Source organism: Brachybacterium sp. AOP24-D1-21 (assembly GCF_052378665.1).
Taxonomy (GTDB): domain Bacteria; phylum Actinomycetota; class Actinomycetes; order Actinomycetales; family Dermabacteraceae; genus Brachybacterium.
The window spans coordinates 414,098-430,179 of the sequence record NZ_JBQSXX010000002.1; the positions used below are offsets into that span (position 1 = coordinate 414,098).

Here is a 16,082-nt window from a genome sequence, read left to right on the forward strand (position 1 = left end):
CCGCAGCGGCCGAGCCACGTAGAGTGGGCCCGCCATGACCACGCCTTCTTCGACGCCTGCCTCCGCGCCTGCCACTGAGCCCGCCTCCACGCCAGCCTCTGCCTCCGACACCGGGCTGCGCCTGAACTATCCCGCGGAGCTCCCGGTCTCCCAGCAGCGCGAAGACATCCTGGACGCGCTGCGCGAGCACCAGGTGGTCGTGGTCGCCGGCGCCACCGGCTCCGGCAAGACCACTCAGATCCCCAAGATGCTGCTCGAGCTCGGCTACGGCAAGCGCGGGAAGCTCATCGGCCACACCCAGCCGCGCCGGATCGCCGCCCGCTCGGTCGCCCAGCGCATCGCGAGCGAGCTCGGTGAGAAGCTGGGGGAGGGGACCGTCGGCTTCCAGGTCCGCTTCACGCGCGAGACCAGCCGCAATGCCCGGCTGAAGCTCATGACCGATGGCATCCTGCTGGCGGAGATCGGCCGTGACCGGCTGCTGAAGCGCTATGACGCGATCATCATCGATGAGGCCCACGAGCGGTCCCTGAACATCGACGTGATCCTCGGCTATCTGCGCCAGATCCTGCCCCAGCGGCCGGATCTGAAGGTCGTCATCACCTCGGCCACGATCGACCCCGAACGCTTCGCCGAGCATTTCGCGAGCACCTCGCCCTCGGGTGAGAAGCGGCCAGCCCCGATCATCGAGGTCTCCGGGCGCACCTACCCCGTCGAGATCCGTTATCGACCCCTGGTGCTCGAGCCGGAGGTCGAGGAGGACGACGAGCTCGAGGACATCCACTCCGTCGAACGTGACCTCACCCAGGCGATCACCGACGCGGTCGACGAGCTCGCGGCCGAGGGCCCCGGTGACATGCTCGTCTTCCTCCCCGGCGAGCGCGAGATCCGTGAGATCTCCGAGGCGTTGACCGCCCATCTCAATCGCGGCACCCGGGGTCGTTCCGCGCTGCCGGTCGAGGTGCTCCCGCTGTTCGGGCGGCTCTCCGCCCAGGACCAGCAGAGGATCTTCTCCCCGCCGAAGGCCGGCACCTACCGCCGCCTCATCCTGTCCACGAACGTCGCCGAGACCTCGCTGACAGTCCCCGGCATCACCTATGTGATCGACTCCGGCCTGGCGCGCATCTCCCGCTACTCCCAGCGCACCAAGGTGCAGCGCCTCCCCATCGAGCCCATCTCCCAGGCCAGCGCCGACCAGCGCTCCGGCCGCTCGGGCCGCACCGCCCCGGGCATCGCGATCCGGCTGTTCTCCGAGGAGGATTTCGAGGGGCGCGAGGAGTTCACCGAACCCGAGATCCTGCGCACCTCGCTCGCCTCCGTGGTGCTGCTGATGACCTCGCTGGGGCTCGGGGACGTGGAGTCCTTCCCCTTCGTCGAACCGCCCGCCTCCCGCGCGATCACCGACGGGGTGCGGCTGCTGGACGAGCTGGGCGCGATCGAGGACGCCCCGGGCGAGCCCGGCGGCCGCCGACTCACGCCCGTGGGGCGCACGCTCGCCCGCTTCCCGCTGGATCCGCGGATGGCGCGCATGCTGATCGAGGCGCACCGTCTTGGTGCGCTGCGGGAGGTGCTGATCATCGTCGCCGCGATGTCGATCCAGGACCCGCGTGAGCGACCGCTGGGCCAGGAGCAGCAGGCCAAGGAGAAGCACAAGCGCTTCGAGGACGAGACCAGCGACTTCCTCGCCTACCTCAACCTCTGGAACCACCTCCAGGAACGGCGCAAGTCCTTGTCGAACTCCGCCTTCCGCCGCGAGGTGCGCTCCGAGCACCTGCACTACCTGCGGATCCGCGAATGGTGGGACCTGCACAGCCAGCTCAAGGACATGGCCAAAGACGCTGAGCTCTCCCGCAACGACAACGACGCCTCCCCGCAGGCGATCCACCAGTCGCTGCTCGCCGGGCTCCTCAGCCACGTCGGCCTGCTGGATGACCGCACCCGGGAGTATGCCGGCGCCCGCGGCGCCCGCTTCGCGCTCTGGCCCGGCTCGGCACTGTCCAAGAAACGGCCCGACTACGTGATGGTCGCCGAGCTCGTGGAGACCTCCCGGCTCTGGGGCCGTACCGCCGCCCGGATCGACCCGGCCTGGGCGGAGGAGACCGGCTCCCATGTGGTCAAGCGCTCACACTCCGCCCCGCACTGGTCCTCGAAGCAGGCCTCCGCGATGGCGCACGAGAAGGTCTCCCTGTTCGGGGTGCCGATCGTGGCCGACCGCGTCGTGGGCTACGGGCGCATCGATCCCGAGGCCGCCCGGGAGATCTTCCTCCAGAACGCCCTGATCGAAGGGGACTGGCGCACCCGCCACCACTTCTTCCGCGACAACCGGTCCCTGATCAAGGAGCTCGAGGAGCTCGAGGCGAAGACCCGTCGCCGCGATCTGCTGATCTCCGACGAGCAGCTGTTCAGCTTCTACGACCAGCGAATCCCTGCCACCGTGGTCTCCGGTCGACACTTCGACACCTGGTGGAAGACGCAGCGCCACGAGACCCCGGACCTGCTCACCCTCACCGAGCAGGATCTGCTCGCGGCCGACGAGAGCGTGGCGGAGGCGATCGCCGCAGACTTCCCCGACACCTGGGTGCAGGGAGACATCACCCTGCCGCTGAGCTACTCCTTCGGCGACGTGGGAGCGAAGGGCATCGACGGCGTCACCGCGACCGTGCCGCTGGCCGTGCTGAACCGCCTTCAGAAGCGCGGCTTCGACTGGCTCGTGCCCGGCATGCGCGAGGAACTGGTCACCGAGCTGATCCGCTCCCTGCCCAAGCCCATCCGCCGCCACCTGGTCCCCGCCCCGGAACGAGCCAAGACGGTCGCCGTGACGCTCCACGACGAGGATCCGGACGCCGGAGAGATCTTCCTCGAAGCCGTCGCCGACGAGCTGGTCGCCCTGCCGGGGGTCCCCGACGACCTCCCGCTGTACGGCCCCGAGTTCGACCTCGCGAAGCTGCCCCCGCATCTGCGGATGCATTTCCGCGTGGTCGACGACAAGGGCCGACAGATCGGCACCGGCGACGACCTCGAGACGCTCAAGGGGCGGCTCAAGCAGCGCGTCGACGCCTCGGTCTCCGCGCAAGCAGATGACCTGGCCCAGAAGGATCTGCCGAGCTTCCCCGCCGAGGGCGTGCCGGCGCTGCGGGAATCCACCGTCGGCGGGCTGAAGGTCACCGGCTACCCGGCGCTGGTGGCGCGCCGCGGTGAGGACGGCCGCCTGCGGCAGGTGGACCTCGCCGTGCTCGCCACCGCTGATGAGCAGGCACTCGCCCACCGTGAGGGCGTCATCGCCCTGTTGGACCGCGATCTCGGGGCCGACCTCGGCGCGGTCCTGAACGCGCTGCCGAATCCGACGAAGCTCGCCGTCGCGGGCTCGGACTACGCCTCCACCGCCGCGCTGCTCGCGGATGCCTCGACGGCGGCGACCGTGCACCTTGCGGGCACGGCGGTGGTGCGCACGCGGGCGGAGTACGACGCCCTCCTGGATCGTGTGCGCACTCAGCACGTCACCCTCGCCGCCCAGGCGGTGAAGGATGCGGCGGCGGCGCTCGCCACCGCTGGGAAGCTGCACAAGGAGCTCTCGCGGGCACCATCGCTGGCTGTGCTCTCCCACCTCACCCAGATCCGGGAGCACGCCGCCTCGCTGCTGGGTGACGGGTTCATCGCCCGCACCGGCATCACGCACCTCCCGGACCTGCGCCGGTACCTCGAAGCCGATGCGATCCGGCTGGACAAGCTGCCCGGCAACCCACGACGCGATGAGCAGCTCGCCTGGCAGATCGGAGATCTCCAGCAGCACTGGGCGACGCAGCGGGCGAAGCTCTCCGCCCGCCGCCGCGCCGAACCCGCCGCCCGCGAGATCGACTGGCTGCTCGAGGAATTCCGGGTGAGCCTGTTCGCCCAGACGCTCGGCACGAAGCAGACGGTCTCGGACAAGCGGATCCGCAAGGCGATCGCCGAGCTCTCCTGAGGTCGGTCAGGGGTGTCATGGGCATAGCGCCGGCTCGGCGGTAGCCGAGCAGGTCAAGAGCCGAGCAGGTCAAGAGCCGAGCAGGTCAAGAGCCGAGCCGGACAAGAGCAGAGCCTGCCGGGCACGGTGGCTGGCGTGGCGCACGGCACCCGGAGCGTGTCTGCGCGGTCACGTGACGAAGTTTTTACCCGCGCCGGCTGCGGGAGCCGACGGCGTGCGCGCCGGAATGAGGCTGGCTCCCTTTCGTGGCGTGATGACCGGCGGTGACGCCCGCAGCTCGCACCTCTGGCCCCGGGCGTGCTTCGGTCATGGCTCGCACAAGTCGGGACGCTCCGCGTCCCCGGAGGCAAGGGGAGACGTGACCTGCCTCCTTCCCTCGCCGTGATCGCTTCGTTACCTTGGCACAGCTCGGGATGACCGGGCATCGCCCACCGTCTCGGAACGAAGGACCCCCATCCTCATGGCATCTGCCACCACCGTCCGTACCGCCGCCCCGTTCTCTCGCCGCAGCCTCATCGCCGCCGGCACCCTCGGCCTCGCCTCCACGACAGGCCTCGGTGTCCTCGCTCCTGCCTCCGCGGTCGAGCCCGGTGCGGAGAAGGCGATCGGCGCCGACGAGTGGACCGAGGAGTTCCTCACCCGACCTGAGACCCGTGAGGGCTTCCTCGTGGACGCGATGGACGACTGGCAGCTCGCCAACGCGAAGTTCATCATCGCCGCGGTGAAGGGTCACGAACTGGGTGAGGAGGTCGCCGTCATCGCGCTGATCACGGCGATCGTCGAGTCATGGCTGTACAACTATGAGCCGGCCGTGGACGCGGATTCCGGCGGCCTGTTCCAGCAGCGTCCCTCGATGGGCTGGGGAACCTATGACCAGGTGCGTCACAAGCAGCACGCCCTGGACGCCTTCCTCGGGCTCGCGGAGGACACCGACGCGCCGGGCCTGCTCCAGGTCATCCCTGACGTCACGCGCTGGGAACCGGGCGCCGCCGCACAGACGGTGCAGTCCTCCGCGCACCCTGAGCGCTATGCGGAGCAGGTCACCGCGGCGCGCCAGATCTGGGAGCGTTACGCCTCCGAGGTCACGCCCTTCACCGCCTGAGGCGCGGCGGGTGGAGACGCCGGTGCCCCGCGCCACCGCAGGTGGAGATGACCGGCACACGGTGTTCTCACCGGCCTCGGTCACAGGCCCAGGGGCACCAGCCGTGGTCACAGGCCCAGGGTGGCGTCCTCGCATGGCTCGGCATCGACCCGGACATCGGTGATGCGCAGCTCTCCGTCGATGTAGAGCTGCAGCCGCGACCCGTTCGGTCCCTGGCTCTCCAGCCAATAGGCGCTGCCGGAGCTCTGCTCGCGCCCGAGGGCCTCGAATCCATGCTCCTCCAGCACCGGGTCGAGCGCCTCACGCCAGGGGTCCCAGTCCCGGCCCTGGCCGGGCTCCGGGTAGAGGACGTCGTCCGCTTTCCATATCCCTGGCCGATAGCGGCAGTCCTGTGCGCCGGGTTCGATGATCTCCTGTGAGCCACGCTCCCAGGCCAGCGGCCGCACTGTGGTGAGCGCCTCGAGGACGTCCTCCGCTACGACCTCGTACTGCGCCACCGCCTCCTCCGCAGGCATCGCGTCGCCACCGCCACCGCCACCGCATCCCGAGATCACGAGCAGCACCGCTGCGAGCAGGGTGGCGCGGCGGGGGAGGAGCCGGCTGCATGTCGACCGCTGCTCACCCATGGGCGGCACCGTCGTCGGTTCTGGTTCTGGTTCCGGTTTCTGTTCCGGTGCGGGCGCTCGCCAGTGCCAGGCGCACCGATCCGCGGCGCTCCCGAGTCGAGGGCTCGGCCACCAGCAGCAGCAGATCACCGATCCCCTCCAGCTCGGTCGCGTCACCGGGACGCATCGTCAGCTCCTGGACGTGCTCTGCGCCGGATACGGACAGGCGCAGCACCGCGTACGGCCCGTCCTCGTCGGCAAGAGTGCGGAAGACCCCTACCCGGAGCGTGCCGAGCGTGAGCTGGCCCGACTGCTGGATGAGATGCTGCGTCCACATCGGCTCACTCACCGATCCCGGTCATGAAGATCGAGGTGGCATACATCGGATCGTCAGGGTCGATCCTCACCTCGTAGGTGGTCGAGCCGTTCGGCCCGTGAGGGTTGGTCAGGATGATCTCGCCGGTCTCCTCGTCGTATCCGGAGACCTGGTAGACGTGCGCGGCCACCAGGTCGTCGCGGGCCGGCCCGATCGGCTTCATCGGATCGGTCATCACCGTGATCGGGCGGCCCTCATCGATCGCCTGCTTGTACTCGTCGAAGGAGGGCTGCCCGATGGAGTCTGACTCCCGTGCGGACTCGCCGGTGATCATCTCCAGGCCGGCGGCAGGGGTGTCCGCGGAGACGGCCGAGGCCCGGCCATCATTCGCGTTGATCATCGCCATCTCATAGATGGTCGCCCAGCTGGGGTCGCCGGTTCCATCATCCATGGTGCCGTTGACGCCGAGATCCTCGGGGCTGACGGGGACGTCCTGCCACTCGCCGTCGAGGAAGAGCTGCACCTCCCAGCCGTCGGCACCCGGTGGCTCACCGACGCCGCTGATGTTCTCGGCCAGGAGGCCCGGGTCCGTCTGCTGCACTGCCATCAGTGCTGCGAGATACCAGCAGTCGCCGAGGGATCCCTGGTTCACGAGCGAGGATTCGATGCCGTTCTGATCGATGTCGACATCGGCAGGATCCCACTGGGGATTCTCCTCGGTGTACCGCGACCCGAGAGAGCTCTCGGGATCGCCCGCCTCGATGCGGTCGCGCCATATGTCACCGACGCGCTCACCGGCGTTGATCAGGTCCGACCAGTCCAGGAACTCGCCTCCGAGCATCCCGCCGTAGTCCCCGGCATCGATACGGCCCTCGGGATCGGAGGCGGCGTCCTGCTGCGCTGCCTGGAGTGCGAGATGCTCGGCCGCGCTGCCCAGATGGCCTGCCGTCAGCGACAGCTTCTGACGGCACTGCTCCCAGCGCTCACGGAAGTCGGTGGCGTCAGGTCCCTCCCAGCCGACGACGGCGACAGCACTCTGCAGCGCCTCCGCAGTCCCCGTGAGCTGCCCGTCGTGATCCCTGAACCGGCGTGCGAGCGCCACCAGTTCTGCCGTATCGGCCCCCCAGAACGTCATGCCCGAGGGTCCCACGGATGTTGTGACGCACGCAACGCAGGGCCAGTGCGGGTCATCTGCGGGTACTGATCAGGACGGCTGTGGGGTCGCGGCGCTCCATCGTGCGACTGCACGACGCTCCGCTTTCTTCTGATGCCGCGTGCTGTCCCTACGGAGCCGCTGATCTCGTTAGGCTGTGCCTCATGTCACCGTCGCCATCCGTGAGTTACTCCATCACGATCCGTCTCGAGTTCGCCGCCCGCTCTGCCGCCGTCAGCGACATCACCAGTCGCATCGAGAGACGCGGCGGGACCGTCACGGCCCTTGACGTCTCCGCCTCCGGGCCGGAGCGGATGCGCGCGGACATCACCGTGCTCACCGCGGGCCATGACCATGCCATGGAGGTCGTGGACGAGCTGCGCGGGATCGAGGGGGTCGAGCTCGGCAAGGTCTCCGATCGGACCTTCCTCGCCCATCTCGGCGGGAAGCTCACCGTCGAGTCCAAGCTCCCGATCCGTCACCGTGACGACCTCTCGATGATCTATACCCCGGGTGTGGCACGCGTGGTCAAGGCGATCGCCGAGAATCCCGAGGATGCACGGCGCCTGACCATCAAGCGCAACACCGTCGCCGTGGTCACCGACGGCTCCGCCATCCTGGGGCTCGGGGACCTCGGCCCGCTCGCCGCGATGCCGGTGATGGAGGGCAAGGCCGCGCTGTTCAAGCGCTTCGCCGGCATCGACGCGTTCCCGATCTGCCTGGACGCCCATTCGGTGGACGACATCGTCTCCCATGTGAAGGCGATCGCGCCGGTCTTCGCCGGCATCAACCTCGAGGACATCTCCGCCCCGCGCTGCTTCGAGATCGAGGATCGGCTGCGCGCCGAGCTCGACATCCCCGTCTTCCACGACGACCAGCACGGCACCGCGATCGTGGTGGTCGCCGCGCTGCGCAACGCGCTGCGCGTGGTCGAGAAGGACATCTCCACGGCCCGCATCGTGCTCTCCGGAGCGGGAGCGGCCGGCACCGCCATCCTTCGCCTCCTGCGTGCGGCCGGTGCTCGTGACGTCGTGGTCACCGACATCGACGGCATCGTCCATGAAGGCCGCGAGCAGCTCGAAGGGCGCCTGCCCTGGATCGCCGAGGTCACCAACCCGCGAGAGCTCACCGGCACCCTCCGGGATGCGGTGGTCGACGCGGATGTGTTCATCGGCGTCAGTGCCGGGAATATCCTCACCGCCGAGGACGTCGCCACCATGGCCGAGCGCTCGATCGTGTTCGCGATGGCGAATCCGACCCCCGAGATCGATCCGGCCGAGGCGGTCAAGCACGCCGAGGTGGTCGCGACCGGTCGCAGCGACTTCGCGAACCAGATCAACAATGTCCTCGCCTTCCCCGGCGTGTTCCGAGGGCTGCTGGACGCCCATGCCACCCGGGTCAGCGACCGGATGCTGCTGGCGGCGGCCAAGGCCCTCGCCGACGTCGTCTCCGCCGACGAGCTCAACCCCACTTACATCGTGCCCAGCGTCTTCCACGAGGGCGTGACCAAGGCGGTGGCGAGCGCCGTTGAGACGGTGGCCCGCGAGGAGGCCGGAACGGTCGACACCATCACCGGCGCGATGACGGCCGTCTACGCCGACGAGATCACGCTCGAAGGCTGAGCGACGTGCTGCGAGCATGCGAGCGGGAGGAGCTCAGTGAAGGGCACAGAGGCTGAGCGACGTGCTGCGAGCGTGCGAGCGGGAGGAGCTCAGCGAAGAGCACAGAGGCTGAGAGCAGGACCTGAGCAGCAAGAACGGCGCGCACCGGACGGTGCGCGCCGTTCTTGCTGTTCGACCTCTGCGGGTCAGCGCGTGCTGAGCTCCGCAGGCTCGTCCTCTGGGTCCACCTGGTGCTGGGCGGCAGCTCGTCGCAGCACCCGTTCCCCCACCCAGACGGCGAGCCCGAGCGCGATGCCGACCACATCGAACAGGACGTCCGCGGCGTCGCCGCTGCGCGCCGGCATCGCCACCAGCTGCACGAGCTCGATCAGCACCGCATGCGCGAGGGCGACGATCACCACCCAGCCCATCGGGAACCGCTTCCGCGGTGCCAGCACCCGGCCCGCGGCGAAGACGGTCAGCGCGAACACCAGCAGATGCACGGCCTTGTCGAGGCCGGGCATGTCGGTGCCCGGGGTTCCCTCCGGGAGCGAGGGCAGATAGAAGCCGATGTTCAGCAGCAGTGCCAGGGCCAGCAGGCCCAGCCGCCACACCAGCGAGCCACCCACCCGTCGGATCTCCGAGGGCAGGCGGCGGATGAAATCGACGGCGACGTCCATGGCCAGCATTCTTCCAGCCCCGTGGCCAGCGATCGGGGAGGCGAGGCCGTCACGCCGTCGCGGAGCATCGAGGGGACGGCGGGAGGGCAACGGGGACCCGAGTGGGACCGGCCCGTCGGGAAGGGTGCCGGTACGATCGAGGCATCACGTCACCTAGCCAGGGAGCAGTCATGTCCTCCACCTCCGACCCGTCCCGGATGGACCCCTACAGCGACGATCCGGGCGCGGCGCCCGGCAGCACCGCGGTGCTGGACCGACAGCTGCAGGAACAGGACCAGAAGACCGACGACGGCGATCATGACCGGTTCGCGCACTATGTGCGCAAGGACAAGGTCACCCAGGCCGCCCTCGGCGGCACGCCCGTGATCGCGCTGTGCGGAAAGGTGTGGGTGCCCGGCCGGGACCCCCAGAAGTACCCGGTGTGCCCGGAGTGCAAGGAGATCTACGAGGGGATGCGCGAGCCGAACGACGGCGGCGACGGCAAGGGCGGCTCCGGCAAGGGCGGCGGCTTCCGCGGCTTCTTCGGCGGGCGGCGCTGACCCGCCAGGCGCTGCTGACCAGGCGCGCTCTTCAGAGCCCGGGGGCGCGCCGGACCTTCCTCACACCGCGTCCGTCGGCGGGTCGTCACCCGTCGGCGGTACGGTGGTCCACGCTGTGAGTACCCCTTCTCTTTTCTCCACGAGCGATCCCCGCCAGCCCTCCGAGGCGGCCGCGCGATCGCTGCCCGTCGCGTACCCCGAACGTGCCGCCTGGGGCACCGTCCCCAAGCTGCGTGCCTGGCAGGCCGAGGCGCTCGAGCTGTACCGCGCCCGCGCCCCCAAGGATTTCCTGGCCGTCGCGACACCCGGCGCCGGCAAGACCACCTTCGCACTGCAGATCGCGGCCGCTCTCCTCGCCGAGGGCACCGTTCGCCGCATCACGGTGGTCGCGCCGACCGAGCACCTGAAGACCCAGTGGGCTGATGCCGCCGCCCGCGTGGGCATCTCGCTGGACCCGAACTTCTCCAACGCCCAGGGCGCCCACGGCAGCCACTACCAGGGCGTCGCGGTGACCTATGCGCAGATCGGCATGCACCCGGCACTGCATCGTGCCCGCACGGAAGCCGACCGCACCCTGGTGATCCTCGACGAGATCCACCACGCGGGCGACGCCCGCACCTGGGGCGACGGCGTGCGGGATGCGTTCGATCCGGCCACCCGCCGGCTCGCGCTGACGGGAACCCCCTTCCGCTCGGACGATTCACAGATCCCCTTCGTCACCTACGAGCAGGACGGCGAGGGCTTCCTGCGCTCCAAGGCCGACTACACCTACGGCTACGGCGAGGCGCTGCGCGACCATGTGGTGCGCCCGGTGCTGTTCATGACCTATTCGGGGCGGATGCACTGGCGCACCAAGACCGGTGACGAGGTCTCCGCCCAGCTCGGCGCGCTCGAGACCAAGGACATCACCCAGCAGGCCTGGCGCACAGCGCTGGACCCCAAGGGGGAGTGGATCCAGTCGGTGCTCTCCGCGGCCGATCGCCGCCTCACCGAGGTGCGGCGCCATGTGCCCGACGCCGGTGGACTCGTGATCGCCACTGACCAGAAGGCCGCGCGCTCCTATGCCGCGACGCTCCAGGACATCACCGGGCAGGCGCCCACCGTGGTCCTCTCCGACGACGTCGGCGCCGGGAAGCGCATCGAGGACTTCTCCACCTCCGAGGACCGGTGGATGGTCGCGGTGCGCATGGTCTCCGAAGGCGTGGACGTGCCGCGCCTGGCCGTGGGCGTCTACGCCACCTCGACCTCCACTCCGATGTTCTTCGCCCAGGCCGTGGGCCGCTTCGTGCGCTCGCGGACCCGTGGCGAGACGGCCAGCGTCTTCCTGCCCACGGTCCCGATCCTGATGGGCCACGCCGCCGAGATGGAGGCCGAGCGCGACCACGTCCTCGATCGTCGGCCCAAGGGCGGCGATGAGGAGACCGGCCTCGACGAGAGCCTCATCGAGCAGGCGAACCGTCCCGAGCAGACGAGCGATCAGCTGGAGATGACCTTCGAGGCGCTCGAGTCCGAGGCCTCCTTCGACCGGGTGCTGTTCGACGGCGGCGAATACGGTGCCGGCGGCATGATCGGCTCCGAGGACGAGCAGGAGTTCCTGGGCATCCCGGGCCTGCTCGACGCCGATCAGATGCGTGAGGTGCTCCAGCAGCAGCAGGCCCAGCAGCAGGCGCGCCGGCAGAAGAACGGGACGGCGAACACCCCGGTCACTCCCGGCGTGGTCGACCACCGGCAGCTGATGGAGCTGCGCAAGGAGCTCAGCGCCCTGGTCTCCGCCTGGGCGAAGAAGTCCGGCACCCCGCACGGCTCGGTCCACAACACGCTGCGCAGCCGCAGCGGCGGGCCAGCCGTCGCCCAGGCCAGCGCCGAACAGATCCAGGAACGGATCGGGATCGTGCGCGGCTGGTTCGTCGGCCGCCGCTGAGCCGCTCGACCCGCACGGCGCTGGATCTGCTCAGCGCTGGATCTGCTCAGCGCAGGATCCGCGCGGACTCCGTGCCATCGGTGAGGGTCGGGATCGCGACCGGTCCGTCGGGCCCGTCGTCGGCGGAGAATCCGAGCTCGGCGACGGAGGTGGCGTGGCGCGCCCGCGCCGCCTGGACCCGATCGGGCGCCCTCGCGGCGTCCACCGGCTCGCCGCCCAGGAGCAGCGGCTTCTGCAGCGGTCGCAGCGAGGTGCGGGCCCAGTCCGGATTCGCTGACTCCGAGGTCAGCTCCGCAGTGAGTTCGCGTTCGAACTCGGCGACCTCCGCCTCACCGGGCAGGACCAGCTCGGCGTGGGCGCGCTCGCCCACCAGCATCCGGTATGCGGCCTTGCCGGCGCCGAGGGTGGCTTTGCCGCTGGATCGCTTCCCGACGGGCTGCATCTGCCCCTCGGCATCTTCCCGTTCGACCAGCTTGTAGACGAAGCCGGGAGCGGGGTGCCCGCCACCGGTGACCAGGCGGGTGCCGATGCCGTAGCCGTCCAGTGGGGCGTCCTTCAGCTCCTCGACCCGGTATTCGTCGAGATCGCCGGTCGCGGTGATGCGGGTGCCGGTCGCGCCGAGGGAATCCAGCAGCGCACGTACCTGCACCGCCTGCTCGCCGAGGTCGCCGGAATCCAGACGCACGGCACCGAGCTGCGGCCCGGCCAGCTCGACCGCGGTGCGCACCGCGGTCTCCACGTCATAGGTGTCCACGAGCACCGTCGTCCCCACGCCCTGGGAGGCGAGCTGGGCACGGAACGCCTCCTCCTCGGTGTCGAACAGGAGTGTGAAGGCATGAGCGGCGGTGCCGGCGACGGGGATCCGGTAGTGGGCGCCTGCGGCGAGGTTCGAGGTGGAGGCGAAGCCGACGACGTACGCGGCGCGGGCCGCGGCGATCGCCCCGTCCTCATGCACTCGGCGCCCGCCCATCTCGATGCAGGGCCGGCCACGGGCGGCGGTGGTCATGCGGGAGCCGGCGGAGGCGACCCCGCTGTCATGGTTGAGGATCGAGAGCACCACGGTCTCGAGCAGCACCGCGTTCTCGAAGCTGCCCTCGATGCGCAGCACGGGCGAGCCAGGAAAGTAGAGCTCGCCCTCCTCATAGCCGTGGACATCACCGGTGAACCGGTAGTCCGACAGGTGTGCGAGCGTCTCCTCCTTCAGCACGCCGGCCTTGCGCAGATAGCGCAGGTCGGAATCATCGAAGCGGAAGTCGGCGATCGCGTCGAGCACGCGCCCGGTGCCCGCGAGCGCGCCGTAGCGGCGCCCGTCAGGGAGCGAACGGGTGAACACCTCGAAGACGCAGCGCCGCGAGGCGGTGCCGGCCTCACGGGCGGCCTCCAGCATCGTCAGCTCGTAGAGGTCGGTGAGCAGGGCAGAAGTCACGGTGTCCACGGTAATGCGTGCCGCGTCTGCGAGAGGCGGGGCGCGCCCCGTAGACTCGTCCTGTTGTGTCTCGATCTCAGCAGGCACGACGGAGCTCAGGAGGAATGTGCATGCCGGTGGAGATGCCGAGGGCGGACCCGGCGACGGGGACGCGCACCGCTCTTTCTCCCGGCGTGGAGGTGATGAGCGAGGCGGATGGCCCCTGGCGCACCGTGGTCTGGAACGATCCCGTGAACCTCATGAGCTACGTGGTCTTCGTGTTCCGTCGCTACTTCGGATACTCGCGCCTGGTGGCGGAGCAGCTGATGATGCAGGTCCATGAGGAGGGCCGCGCGGTCGTCTCGCACGGCTCCCGGGAGCGGGTGGAGACCGACGTCCAGGCCATGCATTCCTTCGGTCTGCGGGCCACGCTCGAGAAGGCGGGGGAGGACTGATGGCGCACGCATTCCGGCGCCGGGCCGACGGCAGTCTGGCCTGCAGGCTCGACGGCGAGGAGAAGGCGATCCTCACCCAGGTCGCCCAGGAGACGGCGGACCTGATCCGTGCCGATCTCGGAATCGATACCGGGCGTGACGTGCTGCGCCGAGCCGCCGAGAGCGAGGACCCGCTGCGCCGGCTCGAAGCGGAGTTCGCCGGCCGGGACGCCCGAGAACCGTCGGACTCAGCGGTCAAGCGGCTGTTCCCCGCAGCCTCGGAGGATCCGGAGCTCGCGGCGGAATACCGCCGACTGGGGCAGCAGGACCTCGCCGACGGGAAGCTCGCGGATCTCCGCACGGTGATGCAGGTGCTGGATGCGACCGGCGGCGGGCACAGCGAGATCGTGCTCGACGACGCAGGGGCGATGGCGATGCTGCGCGCCCTGAACGACGTGAGGATCGTCCTCGCCGATCGCCTGGATCTCCAGCGCGACGGGGACTTCGACACCGTACGGATGCTGCAGCAGATCGGAGAACGGGTCGAGGGGGCGGATCGCTCCGGCGACGAGGAGCATGTCAGCTCCGACATCGTGATCGCCGTCTACGAACTGCTCTCCTGGCTGCAGGAGAGCCTGCTGCGCGCCCTGGACTGACGGCGCTCCGCGCCCTGGGCTGACAGTGCGCGAATTGTGAAACCGCACGCAGTGAGCGTGCCGTCACTGCTATGGACGGCTGTCGAGATTAGCCTTGCCCGGATGAACAACGCGCCGATCGGGATCTTCGACTCCGGGGTGGGCGGGCTGACCGTCGCCCGCGCCGTCCTCGACCAGCTGCCACAGGAGGAGCTGGTCTACATCGGCGACACCGCGCACGGCCCGTACGGGCCGCGGCCCATCGCGGAGGTCCGGTCACTCGCGCTGGAGATCATGGACGAGCTCGTGGGCCATGGCGTGAAGATGCTCGTCATCGCCTGCAACACCGCCTCCGCCGCCGTGCTGCGCGATGCCCGAGAGCGGTACGACGTGCCCGTGGTCGAGGTCATCCAGCCGGCCGTGCGCCGCGCCGTCGCCGCGACCCGCAACCGACGGGTCGGGGTGATCGCCACCCAGGGCACCGTCACCTCCCGTGCCTACGGGGACGCCTTCGCGGCCGCCCCCGATCTCACCCTCACAGCGCAGGCCTGCCCGCGCTTCGTCGAGTTCGTCGAGAACGGCGTGGTCAGCGGCAAAGAGGTGATCGAGGTCGCCGAGCGGTACCTGGCCCCGGTGCGAGAGGCCGGCGTGGACACCCTGGTGCTTGGATGCACCCACTATCCGATGCTCGCCGGCCCGATCAGCTACGTCATGGGGCCGGACGTCACCCTGGTCTCCTCCGCGGAGGAGACCGCGCTGGATGTGTACCGGCAGCTGCGTGCCTCGGACCAGCTGCGGGAGACCGAGCGCGCGCCCCGCCACGTGTTCTCCCAGACGGCAGCGGGGGACGGCAGCGCCCACTTCGCCCGCCTCTCGCGCCGGTTCCTGGGCCCCACCTTCGACGTGACCGCCTCCTTGCCGGTGGTGCAGGCATGAGGGTCCACATCATCGGCTGCAGCGGCAGCTTCGCCGGGCCCGACGGGGCGGCGTCCAGCTACCTGATCGAGCAGGAGGACGCACAGGGCCGTCTCTGGCGGGTGCTGATGGACCTTGGCTCCGGCGCCTTCGGCCCTCTGCAGAGCGTCATCGACCCCGCCGAACTGGACGCGGTCGTCGTCTCCCACCTGCATCCCGACCACTATCTCGACCTCACCGGCCTCGAGGTGTTCTGGGCCTATCACGAGCGGAACGACCTGGGGAAGCTGCCGATCTTCGCCCCGGCGCCGCTGCCCGAGCGGATCTCCGCAGTGCTGGGTCGCGACGGTGACATCCCCGACGGCGTGGACTGTGCACCCTTCGAGCACCATGTGCTCACGGACCACCATCGCTTCACCATCGGCCCGCTGGAGTTCGAGACCCGCGCCGTCCTCCACCCGGTCGAGGCCTACGGCTTCCGGGTCACGGGCGGCGGCAGCACGCTCGTTTACTCGGGCGACACCGACGCCTGCGACGCGCTCGACGAGCTCGCGCACGGCGCGGACCTCTTCCTGTGCGAGGCCGGGTACATCGAGGGACGAGATGACCGCTTCACCGGTGTGCACCTGACCGGCCGTCGCGCCGGGGAGAGCGCGGCTCGAGCGGGGGTGCGGCATCTCGCCCTGACCCACATCCCCGCGTGGACGGATCCTGAGATCCCGCTCGCGGAGGCGCGCGCGGTGCACTCCGGTCCGATCACGGTGGTCCGTCCGATGGATATCCTCGAGGTGCATCCCTGATCGACGTGCTGTGAAGGA

The 16,082-nt window shown here is 69.8% G+C and carries 14 protein-coding genes; 9 read left to right on the plus strand and 5 right to left on the minus strand.

From position 1 onward, the window contains the following. Positions 1–34: 34 nt before the first annotated feature. A complete protein-coding gene (hrpA, locus tag ACT3UF_RS16550; RefSeq protein ID WP_444591991.1) occupies positions 35–3,958 on the plus strand; it encodes an ATP-dependent RNA helicase HrpA in 3,924 nt (1,307 codons plus the stop codon). A 460-nt stretch (positions 3,959–4,418) separates the two neighbouring features. Next, complete coding sequence (locus tag ACT3UF_RS16555) at positions 4,419–5,060, plus strand: hypothetical protein (RefSeq protein WP_441443240.1); 642 nt, start codon at positions 4,419–4,421, stop codon at positions 5,058–5,060. Positions 5,061–5,167: 107 nt separating this feature from the next. Here ACT3UF_RS16555 and ACT3UF_RS16560 read toward each other — a convergent pair whose 3' ends face one another. From ACT3UF_RS16560 to ACT3UF_RS16570, 3 genes are read right to left on the minus strand one after another with little or no spacing between them, the layout of a single operon-like run. Next, positions 5,168–5,686 carry a hypothetical protein gene (locus ACT3UF_RS16560; protein WP_441443239.1) on the minus strand — a complete coding sequence of 173 codons (519 nt, stop codon included), beginning with the start codon at positions 5,684–5,686 and terminating at the stop codon, positions 5,168–5,170. Further along, the gene (locus ACT3UF_RS16565) at positions 5,679–6,002 is read right to left on the minus strand and encodes a hypothetical protein (RefSeq protein ID WP_442331753.1); all 324 of its coding nucleotides are present in this window, start codon (positions 6,000–6,002) and stop codon (positions 5,679–5,681) included. Before ACT3UF_RS16565 ends, ACT3UF_RS16560 begins: the two co-directional genes overlap by 8 nt. Positions 6,003–6,006: 4 nt before the next feature. Continuing rightward, the gene (locus ACT3UF_RS16570) at positions 6,007–7,116 is read right to left on the minus strand and encodes a C2 family cysteine protease (RefSeq protein ID WP_444608437.1); all 1,110 of its coding nucleotides are present in this window, start codon (positions 7,114–7,116) and stop codon (positions 6,007–6,009) included. A gap of 182 nt (positions 7,117–7,298) precedes the next feature. Between ACT3UF_RS16570 and ACT3UF_RS16575 the strand changes: the two genes are divergently transcribed. Next, positions 7,299–8,756 carry an NAD-dependent malic enzyme gene (locus ACT3UF_RS16575; protein WP_441443236.1) on the plus strand — a complete coding sequence of 486 codons (1,458 nt, stop codon included), beginning with the start codon at positions 7,299–7,301 and terminating at the stop codon, positions 8,754–8,756. Positions 8,757–8,941: 185 nt separating this feature from the next. Here the strand turns inward: ACT3UF_RS16575 and ACT3UF_RS16580 are convergent, their stop codons facing one another. Next, positions 8,942–9,415, minus strand: a complete 474-nt coding sequence (locus ACT3UF_RS16580) for a VanZ family protein (protein WP_441443235.1) — start codon at positions 9,413–9,415, stop codon at positions 8,942–8,944. Between the two features lie 170 nt (positions 9,416–9,585). On the opposite strand from ACT3UF_RS16580, the gene ACT3UF_RS16585 reads away from it, so the two are divergent. Together ACT3UF_RS16585 and ACT3UF_RS16590 are read left to right on the plus strand one after the other, a co-directional pair. Next, positions 9,586–9,954 (plus strand): DUF3039 domain-containing protein, encoded by a 369-nt coding sequence (locus tag ACT3UF_RS16585; protein ID WP_441443234.1) that lies wholly within the window; start codon positions 9,586–9,588, stop codon positions 9,952–9,954. 103 nt (positions 9,955–10,057) lie between these two features. Further along, a complete protein-coding gene (locus ACT3UF_RS16590; RefSeq protein ID WP_441443233.1) occupies positions 10,058–11,875 on the plus strand; it encodes a DEAD/DEAH box helicase in 1,818 nt (605 codons plus the stop codon). Between the two features lie 46 nt (positions 11,876–11,921). On the opposite strand, the gene ACT3UF_RS16595 is transcribed toward ACT3UF_RS16590, so the two are convergent. Continuing rightward, positions 11,922–13,301 (minus strand): nicotinate phosphoribosyltransferase, encoded by a 1,380-nt coding sequence (locus tag ACT3UF_RS16595; RefSeq protein ID WP_441443232.1) that lies wholly within the window; start codon positions 13,299–13,301, stop codon positions 11,922–11,924. Between the two features lie 110 nt (positions 13,302–13,411). Between ACT3UF_RS16595 and clpS the strand changes: the two genes are divergently transcribed. From clpS to ACT3UF_RS16615, 4 genes are all read left to right on the plus strand, one after another. Beyond that, a complete protein-coding gene (gene clpS, locus ACT3UF_RS16600) occupies positions 13,412–13,735 on the plus strand; it encodes an ATP-dependent Clp protease adapter ClpS (RefSeq protein WP_441443231.1) in 324 nt (107 codons plus the stop codon). Further along, positions 13,735–14,370 (plus strand): DUF2017 domain-containing protein, encoded by a 636-nt coding sequence (locus tag ACT3UF_RS16605; protein WP_441443230.1) that lies wholly within the window; start codon positions 13,735–13,737, stop codon positions 14,368–14,370. Before clpS ends, ACT3UF_RS16605 begins: the two co-directional genes overlap by 1 nt. 102 nt (positions 14,371–14,472) lie before the next feature. After that, a complete protein-coding gene (murI, locus tag ACT3UF_RS16610; RefSeq protein WP_441443229.1) occupies positions 14,473–15,285 on the plus strand; it encodes a glutamate racemase in 813 nt (270 codons plus the stop codon). After that, entirely contained in the window at positions 15,282–16,064 is a 783-nt protein-coding gene (locus ACT3UF_RS16615) for an MBL fold metallo-hydrolase (RefSeq protein WP_441443228.1), read from the plus strand. The genes murI and ACT3UF_RS16615 overlap by 4 nt, the downstream gene beginning before the upstream one ends. The last annotated feature ends 18 nt before the right edge of the window (positions 16,065–16,082 follow it).